17 protein-coding genes are annotated in these 18,219 nt (G+C 49.2%); all 17 read right to left on the bottom strand.

Annotation, left to right across the window (positions count from 1 at the left end):
* Positions 1-44: 44 nt before the first annotated feature.
* Positions 45-605: a sugar transferase gene (locus ACZ5EF_RS08580; RefSeq protein WP_346060520.1), complete on the bottom strand. Its 561-nt coding sequence runs from the start codon at positions 603-605 to the stop codon at positions 45-47.
* Positions 586-1,545, bottom strand: coding sequence for an NAD-dependent epimerase/dehydratase family protein (locus ACZ5EF_RS08575; protein ID WP_346060521.1), 960 nt, complete (start codon positions 1,543-1,545; stop codon positions 586-588). Before ACZ5EF_RS08575 ends, ACZ5EF_RS08580 begins: the two co-directional genes overlap by 20 nt.
* An 8-nt stretch (positions 1,546-1,553) precedes the next feature.
* Positions 1,554-2,501 carry a UDP-glucuronic acid decarboxylase family protein gene (locus tag ACZ5EF_RS08570; protein ID WP_346060522.1) on the bottom strand — a complete coding sequence of 316 codons (948 nt, stop codon included), beginning with the start codon at positions 2,499-2,501 and terminating at the stop codon, positions 1,554-1,556.
* Between the two features lies 1 nt (position 2,502).
* Positions 2,503-3,297 (bottom strand): glycosyltransferase family 2 protein, encoded by a 795-nt coding sequence (locus ACZ5EF_RS08565; RefSeq protein ID WP_346060523.1) that lies wholly within the window; start codon positions 3,295-3,297, stop codon positions 2,503-2,505.
* Positions 3,294-4,616 carry a hypothetical protein gene (locus ACZ5EF_RS08560; protein ID WP_346060524.1) on the bottom strand — a complete coding sequence of 441 codons (1,323 nt, stop codon included), beginning with the start codon at positions 4,614-4,616 and terminating at the stop codon, positions 3,294-3,296. Before ACZ5EF_RS08560 ends, ACZ5EF_RS08565 begins: the two co-directional genes overlap by 4 nt.
* A gap of 236 nt (positions 4,617-4,852) precedes the next feature.
* Positions 4,853-6,133, bottom strand: coding sequence for an O-antigen polymerase (locus ACZ5EF_RS08555; RefSeq protein WP_464123280.1), 1,281 nt, complete (start codon positions 6,131-6,133; stop codon positions 4,853-4,855).
* 76 nt (positions 6,134-6,209) lie between these two features.
* Positions 6,210-6,602, bottom strand: a complete 393-nt coding sequence (locus tag ACZ5EF_RS08550; protein WP_464123279.1) for an acyltransferase — start codon at positions 6,600-6,602, stop codon at positions 6,210-6,212.
* A 230-nt stretch (positions 6,603-6,832) separates the two neighbouring features.
* The gene (locus tag ACZ5EF_RS08545; RefSeq protein ID WP_346060527.1) at positions 6,833-8,119 is read right to left on the bottom strand and encodes a lipopolysaccharide biosynthesis protein; all 1,287 of its coding nucleotides are present in this window, start codon (positions 8,117-8,119) and stop codon (positions 6,833-6,835) included.
* On the bottom strand, positions 8,103-8,990 hold the full coding sequence (locus tag ACZ5EF_RS08540) for a phytanoyl-CoA dioxygenase family protein (RefSeq protein ID WP_346060528.1): 888 nt from the start codon (positions 8,988-8,990) through the stop codon (positions 8,103-8,105). Before ACZ5EF_RS08540 ends, ACZ5EF_RS08545 begins: the two co-directional genes overlap by 17 nt.
* A 115-nt stretch (positions 8,991-9,105) precedes the next feature.
* Positions 9,106-10,152: a pseudaminic acid synthase gene (pseI, locus tag ACZ5EF_RS08535; protein ID WP_346060529.1), complete on the bottom strand. Its 1,047-nt coding sequence runs from the start codon at positions 10,150-10,152 to the stop codon at positions 9,106-9,108.
* Positions 10,139-10,798 carry a formyltransferase family protein gene (locus tag ACZ5EF_RS08530; RefSeq protein WP_346060530.1) on the bottom strand — a complete coding sequence of 220 codons (660 nt, stop codon included), beginning with the start codon at positions 10,796-10,798 and terminating at the stop codon, positions 10,139-10,141. The genes pseI and ACZ5EF_RS08530 overlap by 14 nt, the downstream gene beginning before the upstream one ends.
* Positions 10,795-11,934 (bottom strand): UDP-2,4-diacetamido-2,4,6-trideoxy-beta-L-altropyranose hydrolase, encoded by a 1,140-nt coding sequence (gene pseG, locus ACZ5EF_RS08525; RefSeq protein ID WP_346060531.1) that lies wholly within the window; start codon positions 11,932-11,934, stop codon positions 10,795-10,797. Before pseG ends, ACZ5EF_RS08530 begins: the two co-directional genes overlap by 4 nt.
* Entirely contained in the window at positions 11,928-12,728 is an 801-nt protein-coding gene (locus ACZ5EF_RS08520; protein ID WP_346060532.1) for an SDR family NAD(P)-dependent oxidoreductase, read from the bottom strand. Before ACZ5EF_RS08520 ends, pseG begins: the two co-directional genes overlap by 7 nt.
* Before the next feature lie 2 nt (positions 12,729-12,730).
* A complete protein-coding gene (locus ACZ5EF_RS08515) occupies positions 12,731-14,356 on the bottom strand; it encodes an aldo/keto reductase (RefSeq protein ID WP_346060533.1) in 1,626 nt (541 codons plus the stop codon).
* Positions 14,353-15,510, bottom strand: a complete 1,158-nt coding sequence (pseC, locus tag ACZ5EF_RS08510) for a UDP-4-amino-4,6-dideoxy-N-acetyl-beta-L-altrosamine transaminase (protein ID WP_346060534.1) — start codon at positions 15,508-15,510, stop codon at positions 14,353-14,355. The genes ACZ5EF_RS08515 and pseC overlap by 4 nt, the downstream gene beginning before the upstream one ends.
* Positions 15,510-16,508 (bottom strand): UDP-N-acetylglucosamine 4,6-dehydratase (inverting), encoded by a 999-nt coding sequence (pseB, locus tag ACZ5EF_RS08505; protein ID WP_346060535.1) that lies wholly within the window; start codon positions 16,506-16,508, stop codon positions 15,510-15,512. The genes pseC and pseB overlap by 1 nt, the downstream gene beginning before the upstream one ends.
* Positions 16,509-16,666: 158 nt before the next feature.
* Positions 16,667-17,782: a Wzz/FepE/Etk N-terminal domain-containing protein gene (locus ACZ5EF_RS08500; protein WP_346060536.1), complete on the bottom strand. Its 1,116-nt coding sequence runs from the start codon at positions 17,780-17,782 to the stop codon at positions 16,667-16,669.
* Positions 17,783-18,219: the final 437 nt, after the last annotated feature.

Here is an 18,219-nt window from a genome sequence, read left to right as displayed (position 1 = left end):
CTTTCACCTAATGAATAGCTTATCTCTCTAGTGGCTACAATACATCAATGATCATGATTAACCCGATCGCCTTTACCTTTCCCCAACACGGTCATAAGAATGTAGCGAAAGTACGCCGACACTGTAAGATTATTCAGCATCTTTTGATCAGTCTCGGCAAGTAACTGCGGTGTGGACATATCAATCTCATTGACTTGAGCAAGACCGGTAATACCTGGCCTTGCATCCAAGACCCCCCTACGCTCTCGCTCTGCAATCAGCTCATCCTGGCTGAACAAACAAGGCCGGGGACCTACCAGACTCATTTCACCTCTCAGGACGTTCCATAGCTGAGGCAGCTCATCCAGCTTTGTTCTCCTCAAAAAGTGTCCAAACCGAGTAATCTCGTCTGCGTTTGCCAAGTGAGTAGCGACCGACTTGGCAGCTACATTCATGGTTCGGAACTTAACCAGCTTGAACGGCTTCTTCTTCCAACCGACGCGCTCTTGCACGAACAGCGGCGATCCTGTGTCCAGTAATCCCAGTACGTACAAAACCAATAACAGAGGCGCTCCGAGCGTCAAGCCTGAAAAAGCAAACACCACATCAAATGCACGAATCAACATAACGCTTACCTATTGTTTCCAGCTCCTCCACCGTGTTCTCACAAGGCATCCAGTCGAGCAGATTTTTAGCCTTCCGACTATCGATCTCCAGATCACAGAAAAGCTGATTGTACATTTCGCGCTTCCCAAGCAACCGCAAAATAGCGGCCATCACTACAGGGGGCACAGGAACCAGCCGCCTAGACCGTCCTATTCCAGCTCTTAACGATGCCACAATGTCTTGGGTAGAGACAGTAATGGAATCAGCCACAACAAAAGACTGGCCTCCAGCTTGCGGATGATAAATACACGCTACCAGGAAACTCACCAGCCCCGCCAGTGACACTAAATTTCGACGATTGGAACACCACCCAAACGGCAATGGAACCGAACTATCAGCAAGCCTCAGCAACCTACCAAAGTTTCCAGGAGCACTTACTCCGTATACCAATGGAGGACGCACAATAGTAAGTTCCGAAGATGCAGATTCCTCGAAAAGCTTGGTTAGCTTAATTTCCGCCTCCCTTTTCGAAACAGCATATGGAGAGCCGGGGTTAAAAGGGGAATCCTCAGTGATCGGTTCCCCATGTGTCACCGTGCCGTGCACACCGATAGTACTGACAAATACAAATCGACGAACACCGCCTCCAATAGCCTCTCTTGCAAGCCTTAGAGATACATCCACATTAGCACAGCGAAATCCGTTCAATTCCTGCCTTTCACTCCCACCTTTACCGTGCGCCTGCCCCGCAAGATGAATAACGCAATCCACATCCCCAGAAAGCATTTCCCTCAGGTCATCGACTTCCAGTTCCATAGGATAATAGGCCACTCCCGAAGGAACCATTAAACCTTCGGAGCGCCCTACGCCAATGACATCATTACCAGATGCGACAAGCCGAGCACATAACGCCCGACCGACAAACCCGGTAGCACCGGTAACCAACACCTTATTTCTCATGAGGGCACTCAGTCCAGGCTTTTCATTGCAAGCAGATCATCAAAATAGGCTATGGTTTTTTGTAATCCATCATCCAGCTTAATGCTGGGTTCCCAGCCAAGTTCGGCACGTGCCAGTTGAATGTCCGGCTGACGCTGTTTCGGGTCATCCTGTGGGAGCGGCTGAAAGATCAGTTTAGAAGATGACCCCGTCAACTCAATCACGCGCTCCGCCAACTCTTTTATAGTAAACTCTCCCGGATTCCCAAGGTTCACCGGCCCAGTAAAACCATCGTGAGAATTCATTAACCGAATAAATCCATCAATTAGGTCATCAACATAACAGAAACTCCGGGTTTGTTGCCCCTCCCCATAAATCGTTATATCTTCACCTTTCAACGCTTGCACAACAAAGTTACTGACGACCCTACCATCATTAGGATGCATCCGCGGTCCGTAGGTATTAAAAATACGTGCGACCTTGATAGAAAGATTGTGTTGACGATGGTAATCAAAAAACAACGTTTCAGCGCACCTCTTCCCCTCATCATAACAAGAACGAATACCAATAGGGTTCACTTTACCCCAATAGCTCTCTGGCTGTGGATGCACCTCAGGATCACCATAAACTTCACTCGTCGATGCCTGAAATATCTTAGCTCTTAAGCGTTTAGCAAGGCCCAGCATGTTAATTGCGCCATGAATGCTGGTTTTTGTAGTTTGCACAGGATCATGCTGATAGTGGACGGGCGATGCCGGGCATGCAAGGTTATAAATCTGATCCACTTCTACATATAAAGGAAAGGTGACATCGTGCCTCATTATCTCAAAATAGGGGTTGCTTATTAGATGAGAGATATTTCTCTTCCTTCCTGTGAAGAAATTATCCACACAAAGAACGTCATTTCCCTCATTCAGCAATCGTTCGCAAAGGTGAGACCCCAAAAAACCAGCCCCTCCGGTTACTAGTATCCTCACGTCACATCCCTTTCTTAATCAGTCTAGAATAAACAGCACCGACAACATGGCTGAATGTAAAAAAAACGGCTTTTGCGGAGCTGCGCCCTGGGTACTCACGATGCACCATGAACACTTTTCTCATCATATAAAGTTTAGACCCAGAAATTTGACCTTCAACTTTCCTGTAAAAGAGTAGAGGAACGCCAATTTTTATACAGGAAGATTTCTCATCAAGAATGCGCAACCAGCAGTGATAATCTTCCACTGCCTTATAAGCAATCTCTTCCCTGAAAGGGTGTAGTGTTACCAACTCCTTCCTCACAAGCACACTTGATGTTGGAATGCGCGCACGAAAACTTTGTTGAAAAAAAGAAATCTTATCTAGGTTGTAGCTTGCAACATCAGAGAACGCCACCTCATCCTCTGACGAAAAGTCTTTCATTTTCGAGCAAACAAAATCACTTTCGCACTGAAAGGCTACTTTTATCTGGACCTCAAGCTTTCTAGGATGCCAAATATCATCTGCATCTAAAAACGCGATATAATCCCCCCTTGCTGCCTGAACTCCAATATTCCGTGGGCCAGCTGGCCCACCAAAGTTCTTATTAAGAGTTTTCAACTGAATTCGAGAGTCTTTCCGTGCCCAAGCCTCGACAACCTTAGACGTAGAATCACTAGAGCAGTCGTCTACGACGATCATCTCCCAATCGGAAAATGTCTGATCAATTACAGACTCTATTGTTCTAGAAATCAGATTCTCAGCATTATAAGCAGGCGTAATCACGGAGACCTTTGGACACGAAATGTGGCTCACCCCCGGTCTCCTCTAGAAAACATTGACCTGACACGATCGACCCAATTAAAACCAAGCCGTCGTGAAACCTCATACGATGGTCCCGTCAATGCAACAGATTCTTGGTTTGCCAAGCGCCCCCAATCATGGCACTTGAGCAAAGCTACCACTTCATTCTCAGACTCTTCACACTCTCCATATGTCGGATCATCAGGCTGGATCTCTCCCGTCTTCAACATTTCCACAATAGCATCCGGTTTTGCCCCTTCAAAATAGCGATACTTTGTAGTCTCAACTGCTTTCACAAAGTCAACAAATTGAGGGTAACGATGTGAGCGAACGTATAGAAACCTAAGTGTTTTACGCCGTATTAATTCTTGATCTAGTTCTAGAAGACCACTCTCTTCCATCTCCTGCCGAGACCGAAACACTTGAGCAAAGCCGGCTTGCTCGTATGGAGCAGGCCCAAGGCTAACAACCTGTTTACCACAAGCACCTGCTTCGACGGCAGAGCTTCCCCCATTCAAAATGACTATATCAGCCTGTTGAATTAGATCATAAGTACTTGCCTTTTCTTCACTACCAATAAAATAAATACCCTTAACTTCTGCCCACCGTTGATATAGAGATAATGAGCGCTCCCCCGTCACCTGCCCAATATTTTCTGACCAGTTTGGGTGGCATCTCAAGACCACCTGCTCAGCTCTTATATCAAATACGTCAAAGAAGTCATCTAGTGCTTTTGTATTATCTTCCCAACCTGTTTCCCAATCTTCATGCCCAGCGAATTCATTTTTACTACTGGGAACAACTAAAACTCTTTTCCCGGGCGCATCAATCGGCCAAGCTGCGGGTTCAGGATTTTTGTTGTACAATCGCCATTCTAAGGAGTTACGCTGGAGAAATCTCTCTCCGATCAGTTTTCCTGCATAGAGTGCCTGAGGTGCCGTTAATGGCTTGTCATCATACTCTTTAACAAGCTCCCCCAAAGCTTTTAGCCCTAGACAATTACCATTCGGAACCAACTGAATTCCATCACCAAACCAAGTACGCTCATGAGTTATAAAAGGAATGCTTGAAGATTCACATGCATAGGTTACGGCTCTAGTTAAGTCCATTCGCCCATTAAAACAGATTACTCCATCAAGCTTTTTATCCCTTATCCATTTTCTTGTGCTTTCATAGACAGAACCAATAGGGGAATACAGACTATGCCGGATGCGTATAACATCAGGATCAAACCACTCCCTGTCAGACTCAGTACGCGCCAGCGTACACGAACTCGATAATGCTAAGCGTTCAAGCTCACTTTCGGCCAAATCTGAGGGCTGATTTGTCACAGATGAAACATTCTCCCCCGTGTAAGATCGCACTCCTCCTACAATACACTTACTACACTCCTTGAACTTCCCAGTACCTTTAATAGCCCGAGCATAGCAGTTAGATACTGCTGCATCACATGTCAGGAAGTATACATTATGGCCCGCATCCTTCATTATCTTAGAAAGATAAATCAAGTGCTCAACATGTGGGCGAAACGCAAACATGTTAACAAACCCTATATTCACAGCCTCTCCTATCTTGCTTTATTTTCCAATCTTTTAACACAGCATTTTATTCTGAACATAGCGCCAATCATAAAAAATGAAAACATCACGAAGGGGAAGCTCATAAAGTCCACGACCAACAATAATGGAGAAACCACTAAAACCCCATACATCATCAGATAAAAACCAAGAGCGACTAGGCTGCAAGGCTTGAATATATAAAAAACCTTCGACACCCCTCCTAGAAAACCAATTAATAATGAAAAAACAACAAAGCCAAGAACTCCAAACTGGTAATATAACGCACCGGGCAGCGATGGGAATCGCCCCGAAAGGAACCACAGGCCATCGGGACGAGAAATCAGCCCAAGCTTATAAACAATATTAACAGGATGGAGAAATATGATTACCTTATCGCCAGGACCATGATCTAGAATAGCTGATACTGTTGAAAAACTATGAGTTATGTAGCTTATTGCCAGAGCAATCAAACTAAATAACGATGATAACAAGCCACTATTAAGCTTGTCAGAAAACCAAGGATTTAGCTTCAACCCAAGGTATGGCAGAAAATTTTTCACGTATGAAGTAGCATCAATCCCTGTAGCTTCAGCCCTTTCAGAAAAAACATATAACAAGTAAAAGGATGAGATCACCAAGAGCACAAAAATGCTACCTCTCAATGCTTTACTTGCAAACATGGTTTTATAAGACCACCCAGGAACAGCACTCACTGCGCCAAAAACAAAAACCATTATCAACAGGAGGTTTGACCGCCCTCCTGCAAGGACAGAGTTCACCATAAGTAGAAAGAAAATTAAAAAGGAAACCTTATAGATAAAAGAGGCCATTAACCTCTTCCCATTAACAATTAAAAGGACTGCCGACACATAGTAAGAACTACTCAGCAAATATCCTAGTGCGCTGAATATTGAGGAGACACCACCTTCTCTTTGACCCCCCTCTTTTCGCCACATTTCGCGAGCAACCGCAATTCCCTGGGAATAGTCAATATTTTGAATAATTATTTTATCGTATATAAGAGAAGCAGTGCCAATGACCGATAGAATTAAAGAAACATAGATCATTTTTTCACTGTTTTCTAGTATCCGCGCACCCCATTCTGGTGGCCTAGCATTTGATGCAAACCAAAACCAGCTATATCCTATAAGCACAAGAAAAATAAAACAAAGCTGGAGAAAAAAAGCTGGCATCCATAAATCATAAACGGAGCTTGCAGGGATAAGGAAAACCAACAACCAATAGAACAACCAAGAACATATAAAGTGCTTTATCATCTTTACGCCCAAGTTGACGCCTTGTCAAAAATACCTATACGCTCTTATAAGTAAGCGAATAACGCAAAACACTGATGATAACATGAGATCATGTAAATCGACTTCCTACCGATTTCGCAGGGACGCCTGCTACAACAGTATTATCCGGAATATCGTTTACAACTACAGAGTTCGCTCCGACAACAACCCCTTTCCCGATACTAACACCCGGGCATATAACTACATTCACTCCTAACCAACAATCATCACCAATCACCACCGGTCGATCTAAAGAAGAAAGATCTCCTTCCTTTTCAATAATAATCCTCTCTTGCTCCCGAATTGTCTTTTCAGGATAGACTCTAAATGGATGAGTCCCTGAGGAAATAAAGACATTTGGTGCTATTATACAACTCCTGCCTATCTCAACGGTACCGTTAATTGTTGACCTGCGTTGGATTGTTGTTCCTTCACCAATATTAATTCTACTGAAAGTTTCCATTTCCACATCACTAGCAAGCCACACCGAATTAGAAAGATATACTTCCCCTGAGGAAATAGCCCTCAAATTGGCTCGCGCACCAATCTTCACATTCCGACAAAGCTTAAACTTATGAAGTCTTCCACTCAATATCGATGAGGGGTGTACTCTTACTCCAGAAATAAAATACCGAAAGAACGTATACCAACGATATAAGAAAAATCTACGCAGATGAGAGAGTGCAGACAATTTCATTTCCTAAATTTCACAGAGGTAAGAAATACGAGAACGTAATTGGTAGAAGTCAGAAATAGCGCCAAATATGAAAGTTTTTCAAGGGTTACTTCGCCTATAAAAACGGACGGGTAAAGAATAGCCACCGTCACCATAGCCAAGCTAGCAGAAACAACATTCAATAACACTACCACTTTTTCCTTTCCGATAATTATCAAATGACTCGACCAAAAATCGGATACTCGTATCGCGGCAACAGCAAGAAACACATGAATCACCCCTACAGATGGCTCATAGCCAATAAACCATTTATTTATTATTGACACAGCCATGTAGTAAAAAGGAATGGAAAAGACAAACCCAACGGCTAACAATATTAAACTGACCTTAGCTGCAACTCTAAAACTTGATGACGTACCACTAACTGCGTAACGTCTTGCAAGTGCAGGATAAACAGAGGAGTTAACGATTGCTTGAACTGATTGCGCTGCGGAAAGTAACACCCAAGCAAAGCCATACAAGGCAAACTGTTCTGATGTTAAAAAACTTGCGGCCATCCAACGATCAATATTGGCTAATAAAAACCCCGCCAGCATCACAACCATCAACAACAAAGAATCAACCCAACGAACTTTAGATATTTTTTTAAAAGAGAAAAAGAACAAATAGCACAATTCATAAGGGCTTCTTTTAATCCCCCCCACTACTATTCGAAACCCTAAAAACAATGAAAGCACTGCTTCTACAAGAAGGGTTAAACTTGGCGACCTGATATGCCATGCAAAGCCCCCTGCAACGCCAACAACCAGTACTGCTCTAACTATATTCTGCCACGAAAAGCGTAACACTTCCCCCCTGCTTCTACTTTCAACTGTAGCCAGCACAAAAATTTGCTGAGAAAGCCCATGAATAATACTAACTGCCAAAAAACTTCCACTTAGTCCTGCAATGGATACTTCAGTGAAACTCAATGAAACCCCTAGCAAAGCTAAAAACAAAGCCACAAAAATGCTTTGAAACAACAATACGAAGCTTGAGTGCTCTTCCCCTGCCACAAAATCCATGGGCATTCTTCGTTGCAGTAATGGCTGCAACCCTAAGCATCCAAGAACACAGAAAGTGCTTGAGACAAGAAGCCCAGCAATATAAGTAGAAAATTCTTGTGGTTCGAAAAGGCGCGCCATTAACAGGGGTCTAACCATCATTAACCCCATGGCTACAGCTAACAGAGGTGCATATAAAGCTTTAGCTTTCCATGTTTTTCCTATTCTCGCCAAAGAGAGAAATTTATATTGAATTATCATGACAGGTTTTCAGCAAATGTTTATCTCGCTGATCATGCATCGCGCCATAATCAAATAATGCGAATTGCAATTGGAGTAGAAGCCTCGGCTCCTTTTTAGGAGTTTGACCTTTGTGAATGCACCATGTGTCTTCTGCAAAACCGTCCCCAGCCTGACCAACTATCTCTTTTATTTGGCTTGATGCATACTTTTGGTTAATTTCATCATCGGTGTAGCGCCGAATATTCCACCGATCAAAAGGATGTCTAACCGGTGGTTTTCCTTGTGAGCCAACCACGCAAACATGTGCGCCATCCTCAGAAGCCACATCTGTCAAATAAAAGAAAAACTTAAAAAACTTAAAGTCATCTACATCTCTGTGAAAAAAATGCGCATGACGGCTGCGCTCTTCATCGGATGCATTAACAGGGAATGTCCACCACAAGTTTGCACCAACAAAACTTGGCGATGATTTTAGATACCTTCTTGCAATTTCATTCAAGGTCGGATTGTTGGCCAAGCGCTCTACTTCGGCACACTCTGACATGGTATTGTAATATTGCGCCACTAGTATTTTTTTCCCTATGGCTTGTTCAGCAGCTTCTCGACGTCTAATATCAAACCCTAACCTTGGATCTCGATCTGCATAGCATAGGGCTTTTTCGGAAAATTCCATGATGGATTTTACAGCACTATCGGGAAGCTTTAAGCCAAATGCCACACCATCTTTTTCAAGACTAGCCACTATAGAATCAACATCAACATCACGAAAGCAGTCATTTTTATAATTGTAATCGATTTTTTTTGGCTTCTCTTCCTTCCCTTTTTTTATATTTTCAACAAACCTTTTAGAATACGAAACAAACGTTCTAAGGAGAGAAAATCGCGCCATAGCTCTCATTATAGTGTAGCCAGGCTTAGTGGAGAAACTAATAAAAACTCGCTTTGCCCTTCCTGTCAAAGGAAGACTCATCTCGCACCCCCCCCTTCAAAAAATCGAGTCATACTCAACACAGATTCTTCCATGTCACAGGGTCTCCTTTAACAACATCTGACTTAAGCTTGCGATCAATCAATTCATTGAGATATTTAGGAGCAACACCAAACCCCGGCCTAACACTCTTCACTGCGTCCTTAGTAATCACTTCTCCAGCTTTCAAATCCTTGACAAAGTAGAGCGAGCGACGAAATTGTACATTTCCCTTCTCACTGGACTTTCGTCCGTAGTCAATCTGACCTAGGGCTTGCCAGGCGGTCTTGGCGTCGCGGCACAGAGCAGCAAGTTCAGCCGGCTCAAGTGAGAAGCTGTCATCCGGGCCGCCACCGTTACGGTCCAGCGTAAAGTGCTTCTCGATCAGGCTAGCACCCAGCGCCACACTCGTAATGGCCGTGGTATTATCGATGGTATGATCGGAAAGCCCCGTAACCAAGCCGAAGCGCTCGACCATGTCAGGTATGGTGCAAAGGTTGTAGTCTTCTGGGGGCGCTGGATAGCCACTGACGCAGTGCAGAATTGCCAGCTGCCCACAGCCGGCGCCGCGAGCAGCGTCGATGGCCTCCTGGATCTCTTCAGCATCAGCCATACCGGTGGAGATGATCATCGGCTTACCGGTTTTGGCCACGTATTCGATCAGCGGCAGGTCGACGGCCTCGAAGGAGGCGATCTTGTAGGCCGGGGCGCCAAGCTCTTCAAGCAGGTCCACTGCGGTGGTGTCGAAGGGGGAGCTAAAGATAGTGATGCCAAGCTGACGGGCGTGCTCGAAGAGTGGCTGGTGCCACTCCCACGGTGTATGAGCCCACTCGTAGAGCTCATAAAGGGTACGCCCTTTCCATAGCCCTTCTGTAATCTGAAAATCCGGAAGGTCGCAATCAAGCGTTATGGTATCGGGGCGATAGGTTTGCAGCTTGATAGCATCTGCACCAGCCTTGGCGGCTTCCTCGATGATGCGCATTGCCGTTTCAAGCTTGCCATTATGGTTAGCCGAAAGTTCAGCGATAACATAAGGAGTATGGCCCGGACCAATCACCCGGCCATCGATACTAATTTCTCCCATCAGAAGGCACCTTCTTGATTTCAATCGTGTAAGTATGACCATGTAACTTGAAGTACGCTGGGAAGCGCTGGGGATCCATAACACGAATGGTATTAAACAGTTGACTCAGCGGATAGTTTGGATCAACTTCACTATCGACTGGAGTTCGCTTTCTGTAATAACTCGGGGCGACGTCACCAGCTTGACTGACCGGCTTAGCGCCTTGCTCAACTAGTGTTATAGCCTCATCCATCAAGATCAACTCCGTATCAAACAGGCGTTGATTGATCTCGTCATATAGCATATGGGGTGGCACAGAAAAGCTACGTTTTGCCCAAATTTCTCCTGTATCAACACTGTCCTCAGCCGTTAGGAGACTCACGGTAATGGTGTCATTTCCTGCGAGCAACGCCCAGATGTGAGGACTCCAGCCCCGTCCCTTGGGTAAGTCACTGGCATGCAGAACCATTGTATGCATATACTTATTTCGTGTTTCGGCATCAACAATCTGACTACACGAAATCAAAAAAAGAATGTCACCGCCAGGCAGCTCTTCACGATCACAGCACAATACGATGTCATGCAAGCCTTGGTGACGAGCTTGCCATCGAACTAACCAATCGTTGACTGGGTGCTCACGATTGGTACAAAGCAGGGTAATCTTCATCTCAATTCTTCCTGACTCATGCTTCCAAGCGCCATGATTACCCGATCACGCCCATCGCCATCCACCAAGACAGCGGCCTGCTGGCTCATCGCTATCAGCGCGCAGGGCTTGCTCAGCACGGCCAGCTGTGTCGCTAGCGTCGCCTGCAGTTCAGATAGATCCAGCGTCAGCGAAGCGTCGTTCTCTACGAGTGCGTGAGCTATCTCGCGCTGGTTGTCGGCCAGCACCACCATCAGGGTAGGCAGGCCCAGGCAGCAGCGCTCCCAGGAGGTGCTGCCGGCAGCGCCGATGGCGAGGTCCGCTTCGGCCATGCGCCTTGCCATATCGTTGACGTTGATCACGACCTCAGTGAACCAGGGCATCTCCTTGGTCTGGGTAGTGACCGACTCTCGCCAGGGGGCGGCGGCCCCCATCACCACCGTGATTTCCAGATCACCCGGCAGGTCGCAGACACTCAGCGCCTCCAGCACCTGGCCGGTGACATTGTCCTTATCCACGCCCCCGAGGTTGATCAATAGACGTTGGAGCCGAGGCTGGCGGGCACGCCGGCTCAGACTGGCCTCTCGCCATTTTCGAAACTCGGGGCGCAGCAGGGCGTAGTGAGGCCCGGCCAGCACACGGCAGGACTCAGGCACCAAATCACGATAGTCCTCCGCCTGGCGGCCAAGGTTCTGATCCAGCAGCAGATCGGCAACATGACGCCGATCTGCCAGATCGTCGATCACCAGCAGGCGCGGCGCTGCCCCTGGTAGCCCAGTGAGAACCGCCGTTTCCCAGCGATAATCCAAGGCGTAATGGTCCACCACCAACCAGGCGGGGGCCAGTTCAGCCAGGATCGCCCGGCAGGCAGCGGCATCCCGCGCCCAGGTCGTGCCCAACCATCGAGCATGAGCCAGCTCAGGTTCGGAGCTGACCTCGGCGCCAGTTTCGGGCCCATTTCTCTCTAGCGGCAGACGATGAACAGCAAAGCCACGGGTTTCGATCAGCTTGCTGAGGTGTCCCGAGTGCTCCCGGCAAATAAAGTGACACTCGGCCCCTTGCGCCTGCAAGGCATCGGCAAGGGTCAGGCAGCGCATGACGTGGCCGCTGCCAATCTCTAGCGAGGCATCAACACGAAAGGCAACCCTTGTCACCATGCCGTCCACCCACCATCAACAACCAAATTGCTTCCGGTGACAAAACTGGATGCCGAAGAAGCAAGGAAAAGAAGCGGCCCTTGCAGCTCTTCTGCGCGACCAGTTCTCCCCAGAGGAACACGCGATGCCAGCTTCTCAACAAATATGGGATTTGACTCTTCTACGCTTTCTGCAGGAAAAGGGCCCGGCGAGATACTGTTTACTCGAATGCCATCTTTTCCTAGCTCACAAGCGGCGTAACGACTCCACTGTATCAATGCTGCTTTAGCAGCACCATAAAATGGTGGGTTAGTGCTAGATGCGGAATCATAGAGACGAGGGTCTGGACTGACCATGCCATACATGGAGGCGATATTGATAACCGACGCATCACCATTCTTCCTTACAGCTTCACGTAAACCTGGCAGGCAGGCTTGCAAAATACGATGCGCAGAAGAAACGACCATTTCGTAGCTATCTTGATACTCGGACGCATCAGCCGTTTCCACTGTCCCTCCACCACCGGCATATGCATTGTTAACCAAGATATGCAGGGCCTGCCCTTGAATCATATCCATGCTTTCAGCGATTTGTTCGGGAACTGTGATATCAAATACCAGAGGCTCTGCCGCATATCCCTTTTCCTCGAGACGCTCTACAAGCGAAGCGGCGCGCTGGCAAGAACGGCTGTTTACCAGAACTCGAGCACCAGCACTGGCCAGCGCCATAGCCATCCGTTCACCAAGATGGCCGGTTGCACCGGTTAGAAGGGCAGTTTTTCCAGCAAGGCTGAACGAGGTGCAAACCTGAGCCATGATTACTCCTTGCTCCACTGAGCCGGATCCAGTGTTTTTCTATCGATATCCGGCCTTGACGAATCAATCTCTGCAATAATCTTCTTATCAAGTAAGGCTTTATCAAAAGATTCAAGGTTACTTTGGAGCTGCTCCATAGACTCCATTCCTACCACAACCCCATCAACCCAAGGCAAAGAGCGGGCGTAGCGAATACAAAGATCTGCCATATCTTGACAACCACTTCTGGCCAATACTGTATCCAACCATCTCCAGATCTCTTCGGGGTGACTGACCCCAGCTCTTAGCCAGTGAGCACGTTCCCTACTGATCAGCAGTCCTTGTAACAAACTGCTTCGTATATGAACTGTCAAAGGCCGTTTTTCTTTCACCTGAACAATTTCAAGAATTGTATTTTCCCAGCGGGAATCAAGAAAATTTAAAGGCAACTGAAGATATTTTACGGAGGGATTATGAAGCACCTCTTTCAGTTCTTCCGGCACCTGTACCGATACGCCCAACTCCCCAATCAACCCCTCTTTCTGGTGTTTTTCAAGATGCTGCCAGACAACGCCGCCCCACATTGTCAGGTGGCTGGCCCTATGCAGCATGAGGATATCCAGCGACGAGCTCCCAAGCGACATGCATGATTGGTAGATACTGGCATCTACTTGTGCTTGCAACTCTTCTTTTGATGCTTCGGAAGAACACTGTGTCAGTGGAGAAAGCTTGGTGATTATTCGCGCCCGGCCATTCCACCCCCCTGAGAGGGAAGAGCCTATCACTGCTTCGCTATTTCCATACGCTCGTGCTGTATCAATATAGGCCACTCCGTTGGCGATGGCCGTTTTCAAAAGACTCGCGGCCAGTTTCTCCGCCGGAGCCCCCTGAGAGTTGGCAATACCATAATCCATGCCCAGTTGCGCTGCGCCTATCACCATATCCGACACCGGCGCTGATACGATAGGCTGAAAGTCACCTCCATCCAAGCGTTCAATAAGATCAAAACTGCTTATGCCAATTGGGTCACCAACACCTTCAAAGATGCGACAAACATTAAGGTAGTCGTCAAAATTATCGACAGTGCAACGATAATGCCCCTTGCACAAATGTTGATAGCGCTTGAAACTGTTCGCCCCATATTTTCTGATGACATAAGGGGTCACGTGTTCCTGATCGGCCATATCCTTGCAGAAATGTGCCGCCTCTCGCAAGTACTCGAGACGTGTAACTTCAACACTCATGCCATATGGCAAACCTGTATCAAGGCCACTACAGCTGAGGTAATTCACCCCCTGAGATAAAAACTCGTCCTCTACCTCATCAATCAACTTCCCATCTGGAAACACATTATCCGCAGTCAGGCGAATAAAAACCGTGTCATCAGAAAAGCCTCTGGCAGCAGCCAGCATGCGGTCAAGCACATGCTGTAAGCTACCGCGATAACACGCAATACCAAAATCCCCCAGTGTATCTACGAGAACGTCATCACTAGCCTCTGTCGAGGTCGCTACAATCACCTCACGACCAGTATTAGCCGCTCGGCGAGCTGCTAGTACGACAAGGGGCATACCATTAACAGGAAGCAATACCTTGCCTGGCAGGCGAGATGAGCTGGTGCGTGCCTGGAGAACAACAATGCTGCTCATAGACCCTCAAGTGCCACGCATAATGCTTTCACAACCTTTTCTTGCTGCTTTTCAGTCATGGTCGGAAACATGGGCAAACTGATAGCGTCAGCGTAATAGGCTTCGGCCTCGGGAAAATCCCCCGCACTGAACCCCATATTCATATAATATGGCTGCGTATGCACAGGAATATAGTGAAGATTCACACCAACACCCTGCTCTCTCAATGACTCGAATACTGCTTTGTGCTTTTTCTCATCGCCAACTATACGAATCACATAAAGGTGCAGGCCGGAATAGCCGTCCGGATGCTGCCACGGCAAAGTTAGCGGTAAGTCTTTGAGTAATTCACTGTAGTACTGCGACAACTCATGGCGACGAGCCACATAGCTGTCCAGGCGCTCGAGCTGGGAAAGCCCCAGCGCGGCCTGCAGCTCGGTCATGCGGTAGTTGAAGCCCAGGTCGACCTGCTGGTAGTACCAAGGGCCATCAGGAACACAGGTCATCAGCGTTGGGTCGCGCGTCACACCGTGGCTACGCAGCAAGTTCATGCGACTGGCCAAGTCATTGTCGTTGGTCAGTGCCATTCCGCCTTCAGCGGTGGTGATGATCTTCACGGGGTGAAAGCTGAATACAGTGACGTCACTGTAGCGACCGCTGCCGATGTATTCGTTCTGGTACTTGCCGCCGATGGCGTGGGAAGCATCCTCGATGATCCGGAAGCCATAGCGCTGACCAAGGGCGTGGATCGCCTGCATGTCGCAGGGTTGGCCGCACAAATGAACCGCCACCACCACCTTGGGCAACCGCCCTTCCACTTCGGCCCGCTCGAGCTTGGCCTCAAGGGCTTCAGGGGAGAGGTTATAGGTGCGCGGGTCGATATCGACGAAGTCGACCTGGGCGCCGCAGTAACGCCCGCAGTTGGCGGAGGCAACGAAGGTGATCGGCGTGGTCCACAGCCAGTCGCCCTCCCCCAGGCCTAGCGCCAGGCAGGCGATATGCAACGCCGAGGTGGCGCTGTTGACCGCCAGCGCATGGCGCGCGCCTACCTTCTCTGCCACCGCCTGCTCGAAACGCGGCACCATCGGGCCCTGGGTCAGGAAGTCCGACTGCAGCACCTCAAGCACGGCGTCGATATCGGCCTGCTGAATATCCTGGCGTCCGTAGGGAATCATCAGATGGCTCCGATCTTTTCCCAGTTGGTGTCGATCCAGGCCTGCAGATCGGCATCGGACATCCACTCGGCGTTGTTGTCGCTAGCGTAGACGAAGCCTTCCGGCACCTTCTTGCCATCCTTGATTCGGTTGGCGTCCTTGTCCCAGCTGTTGATGGCCGGCAGGATTTTGAAGTGCTCGGGATACTCGTAGGTGTAGTAGGCGTCTTCGGCACCGATCATCTGCTCATGCAGCTTCTCGCCGGGGCGGATTCCCACCACTTCCTGCTTGGCCTCCGGGGCGATGACCCGGGCCAGGTCGGTCACTTTCATGGAGGGGATCTTCTTGACATAAATCTCGCCGCCTTCCATATCCTCGAAGGCGTGCCACACAAGCTCCACGCCCTGCTCCAGACTGATCATGAAGCGGGTCATGCGCTCATCAGTGATTGGCAGCACACCCTCATCACGGATCGACATGAAGAACGGAATCACCGAGCCACGGGAGCCCATGACGTTGCCGTAGCGAACCACCGCGAAGCGCGTATCATGGCCACCGGCATAAGAATTGCCCGCCACGAACAGCTTATCGGAGGTTAGCTTGGTAGCGCCATAGAGGTTAATAGGGCTGCTGGCCTTGTCGGTGGAGAGCGCCACCACCTTCTTCACGCCCTTGTCGATGCAGGCATCGATCAGGTTCATGGCGCCCATCACGTTGGTCTTGACGCATTCGAAGGGGTTGTACTCGGCGGTCGGCACGATCTTGGTCGCTGCAGCATGCACCACGTAGTCGACCCCATCCAGCGCCCGATAGATCCGCTCCCGATCGCGCACATCACCGATAAAGAAGCGTACGCGAGAGTCACCTTCGAACCTCTTGGCCATCTCCCATTGCTTCATTTCGTCGCGGGAAAAGATAATCACGCGCTTGGGGTTATAGCGCTCCAGCAGCATAGGGATAAAAGTATGGCCAAAGGATCCTGTACCACCAGTAACCAAAATGGAAGCGTTTTCAAACATTAATATTTTCCAATTCGAATTTTCTAACAGTATGACTCGGCAGGCTTGATCGCGCTCACGCACCACAAGCTCAACATGGATTTCTCCGCAAAAACCTGCATCATCACGCCAATAACTCTATTTCAGCACAAAGGCAACAGCATATAACCACCGATTCCCTAAGCGCTTTTAGTCGGGCTATAGCCCCGAAGGCTTCTGCCAAAACGGACGAGGAACACCAGCATCACCCCGAGCATGCCCCCCAGGACGAGAGAAAGCGCGAGGATTAGCCCCTTACGCGGCTCGCTCGGCCCAGCCGGCGGGAAGGCATATTCCACCACGTCCACCACTCGTTCGGTGTGATTGGGTTCCACGCCCTCATCCACACCGTAGAGTTGCCCGCTGGAAAGGAGCTCGGCGATCCGCAGACGCTGCTCGAGCTGCTGCTGGGTCTCGCGAATATTTGAATTGCTCAGGCCCTGGTCGATAGCCTCGCGTAGGGTGTCGCGGTCGGCTTCCAGCGCCTGATAGCCCATAAAGTAGAGTGGCAGGGAGCCCTCACCACTGCTGATATCGGCGTAGATCACTTCGTTGCCACTAGCCTGGCGCCCAAACTGCTGGGGGGTGGTGGGCTTCTCGATATCGAGTCGCCGGGCCACATTGATGGCCTGCTCCAAGGTAAAGAGGCGCTCCTCACGACTACGCTGCAGGGTCTCCTTCTGAAGATCGAGGCGGGTGTTCAGGTTGGCGATCTGCGCACGGTTATAGTCGTTGAAACGGCTGCGCAGTGTTTCCCACACTTGCTCGGAGGTGTCGCGAATATAGTCATTCAGAATCGCCTCGCCCTGCTCACCCTCCGGGTAGCTGTAACGAACTTCCATCATCGCGCTACCGTCCAACTCAGCTGCCAGCCCGCTAATATTTAGCCGACTACTAAACTCCCGCCCTAAGTCGATATCTTCCTCCAACTCGAAGCGGTCACGATTCGCGTTCACGAAGGCTTCGAAGTTCTGGAAGCTGGAGAGCCGATTGCCAAGTGCCCTATACGCCTCTCCAGGCGTGATAGAGAAGCCGTTAACCAAGCTGAAACCAGAGAAGTTGGCGCTGGACGCGGGAACGGCACGGAAACGCGTCTCATAGGTGGGCGTGGTAATCGTGAGGTAGGCGAAGGCGGCAATCACGGCGACCACCACGGTGCCGACGATCCAGTACCAGCCTTCTATCAGCATCAGCGCCAGGTCGCGCAGGTCGATTTCGTCGTCGTGTCCGTTGGGAACTTGTACTGGAGTGCTCATCGAGCAAGCCGTCCTCTTTGGCAGGTGGCAGGGCGTTCAGGCACGCTACCGCCCGGGGATTACACCGGACGCATTCCCATGCCCTAATACAGTCATAGATACCGATGGCGGCGCCGATGCAAGGCAAGCGGCAATGGCCCATAGACGGGACCGGTCAGCCAAGGTGTGGGCAACGCCCTGGTTTCCCCAAGCCGATGGGCCCACGGTATCGTTTTCATATTGTGAGCGGGCATTCTACGCCAATGCCCGCCTGGCCTCCACGGCGAATAGGCCAGTAAATCCATATGTTGCGCTATTTTACTCTTCCCGCCCAGTCGTGATATGGCGACACATCCGTGAAGAAATGTCTACCTTCACCACCTCAGGGCTATTCCTTCAGGGCTCCCCCAGGACTATCCCCTTGGGGATATCGCCAGGCCAGCGCCCGGGGTGCTCCA

The sequence above is a fragment of the Bisbaumannia salifodinae genome (assembly GCF_055388505.1).
The sequence above is the reverse complement of the archived record's forward strand: the minus strand, read 5'-3'. Positions and strand labels throughout refer to the sequence as shown.

What these genes read in the sequence shown, in the direction of transcription:
- ACZ5EF_RS08530 (WP_346060530.1), bottom strand. Translation starts at nt 10,798, where the DNA reads ATGAAGATTACCCTGCTTTGTACCAATCGTGAGCACCCAGTCAACGAT.
- ACZ5EF_RS08515 (WP_346060533.1), bottom strand. Translation starts at nt 14,356, where the DNA reads ATGAGCAGCATTGTTGTTCTCCAGGCACGCACCAGCTCATCTCGCCTG.
- ACZ5EF_RS08500 (WP_346060536.1), bottom strand. Translation starts at nt 17,782, where the DNA reads ATGAGCACTCCAGTACAAGTTCCCAACGGACACGACGACGAAATCGAC.
- pseI (WP_346060529.1), bottom strand. Translation starts at nt 10,152, where the DNA reads ATGGGAGAAATTAGTATCGATGGCCGGGTGATTGGTCCGGGCCATACT.
- ACZ5EF_RS08520 (WP_346060532.1), bottom strand. Translation starts at nt 12,728, where the DNA reads ATGGCTCAGGTTTGCACCTCGTTCAGCCTTGCTGGAAAAACTGCCCTT.
- pseB (WP_346060535.1), bottom strand. Translation starts at nt 16,508, where the DNA reads ATGTTTGAAAACGCTTCCATTTTGGTTACTGGTGGTACAGGATCCTTT.
- pseG (WP_346060531.1), bottom strand. Translation starts at nt 11,934, where the DNA reads ATGGTGACAAGGGTTGCCTTTCGTGTTGATGCCTCGCTAGAGATTGGC.
- ACZ5EF_RS08545 (WP_346060527.1), bottom strand. Translation starts at nt 8,119, where the DNA reads ATGATAATTCAATATAAATTTCTCTCTTTGGCGAGAATAGGAAAAACA.
- ACZ5EF_RS08540 (WP_346060528.1), bottom strand. Translation starts at nt 8,990, where the DNA reads ATGGCGCGATTTTCTCTCCTTAGAACGTTTGTTTCGTATTCTAAAAGG.
- pseC (WP_346060534.1), bottom strand. Translation starts at nt 15,510, where the DNA reads ATGATTCCCTACGGACGCCAGGATATTCAGCAGGCCGATATCGACGCC.
- ACZ5EF_RS08550 (WP_464123279.1), bottom strand. Translation starts at nt 6,602, where the DNA reads ATGGAAACTTTCAGTAGAATTAATATTGGTGAAGGAACAACAATCCAA.
- ACZ5EF_RS08580 (WP_346060520.1), bottom strand. Translation starts at nt 605, where the DNA reads ATGTTGATTCGTGCATTTGATGTGGTGTTTGCTTTTTCAGGCTTGACG.
- ACZ5EF_RS08575 (WP_346060521.1), bottom strand. Translation starts at nt 1,545, where the DNA reads ATGAGAAATAAGGTGTTGGTTACCGGTGCTACCGGGTTTGTCGGTCGG.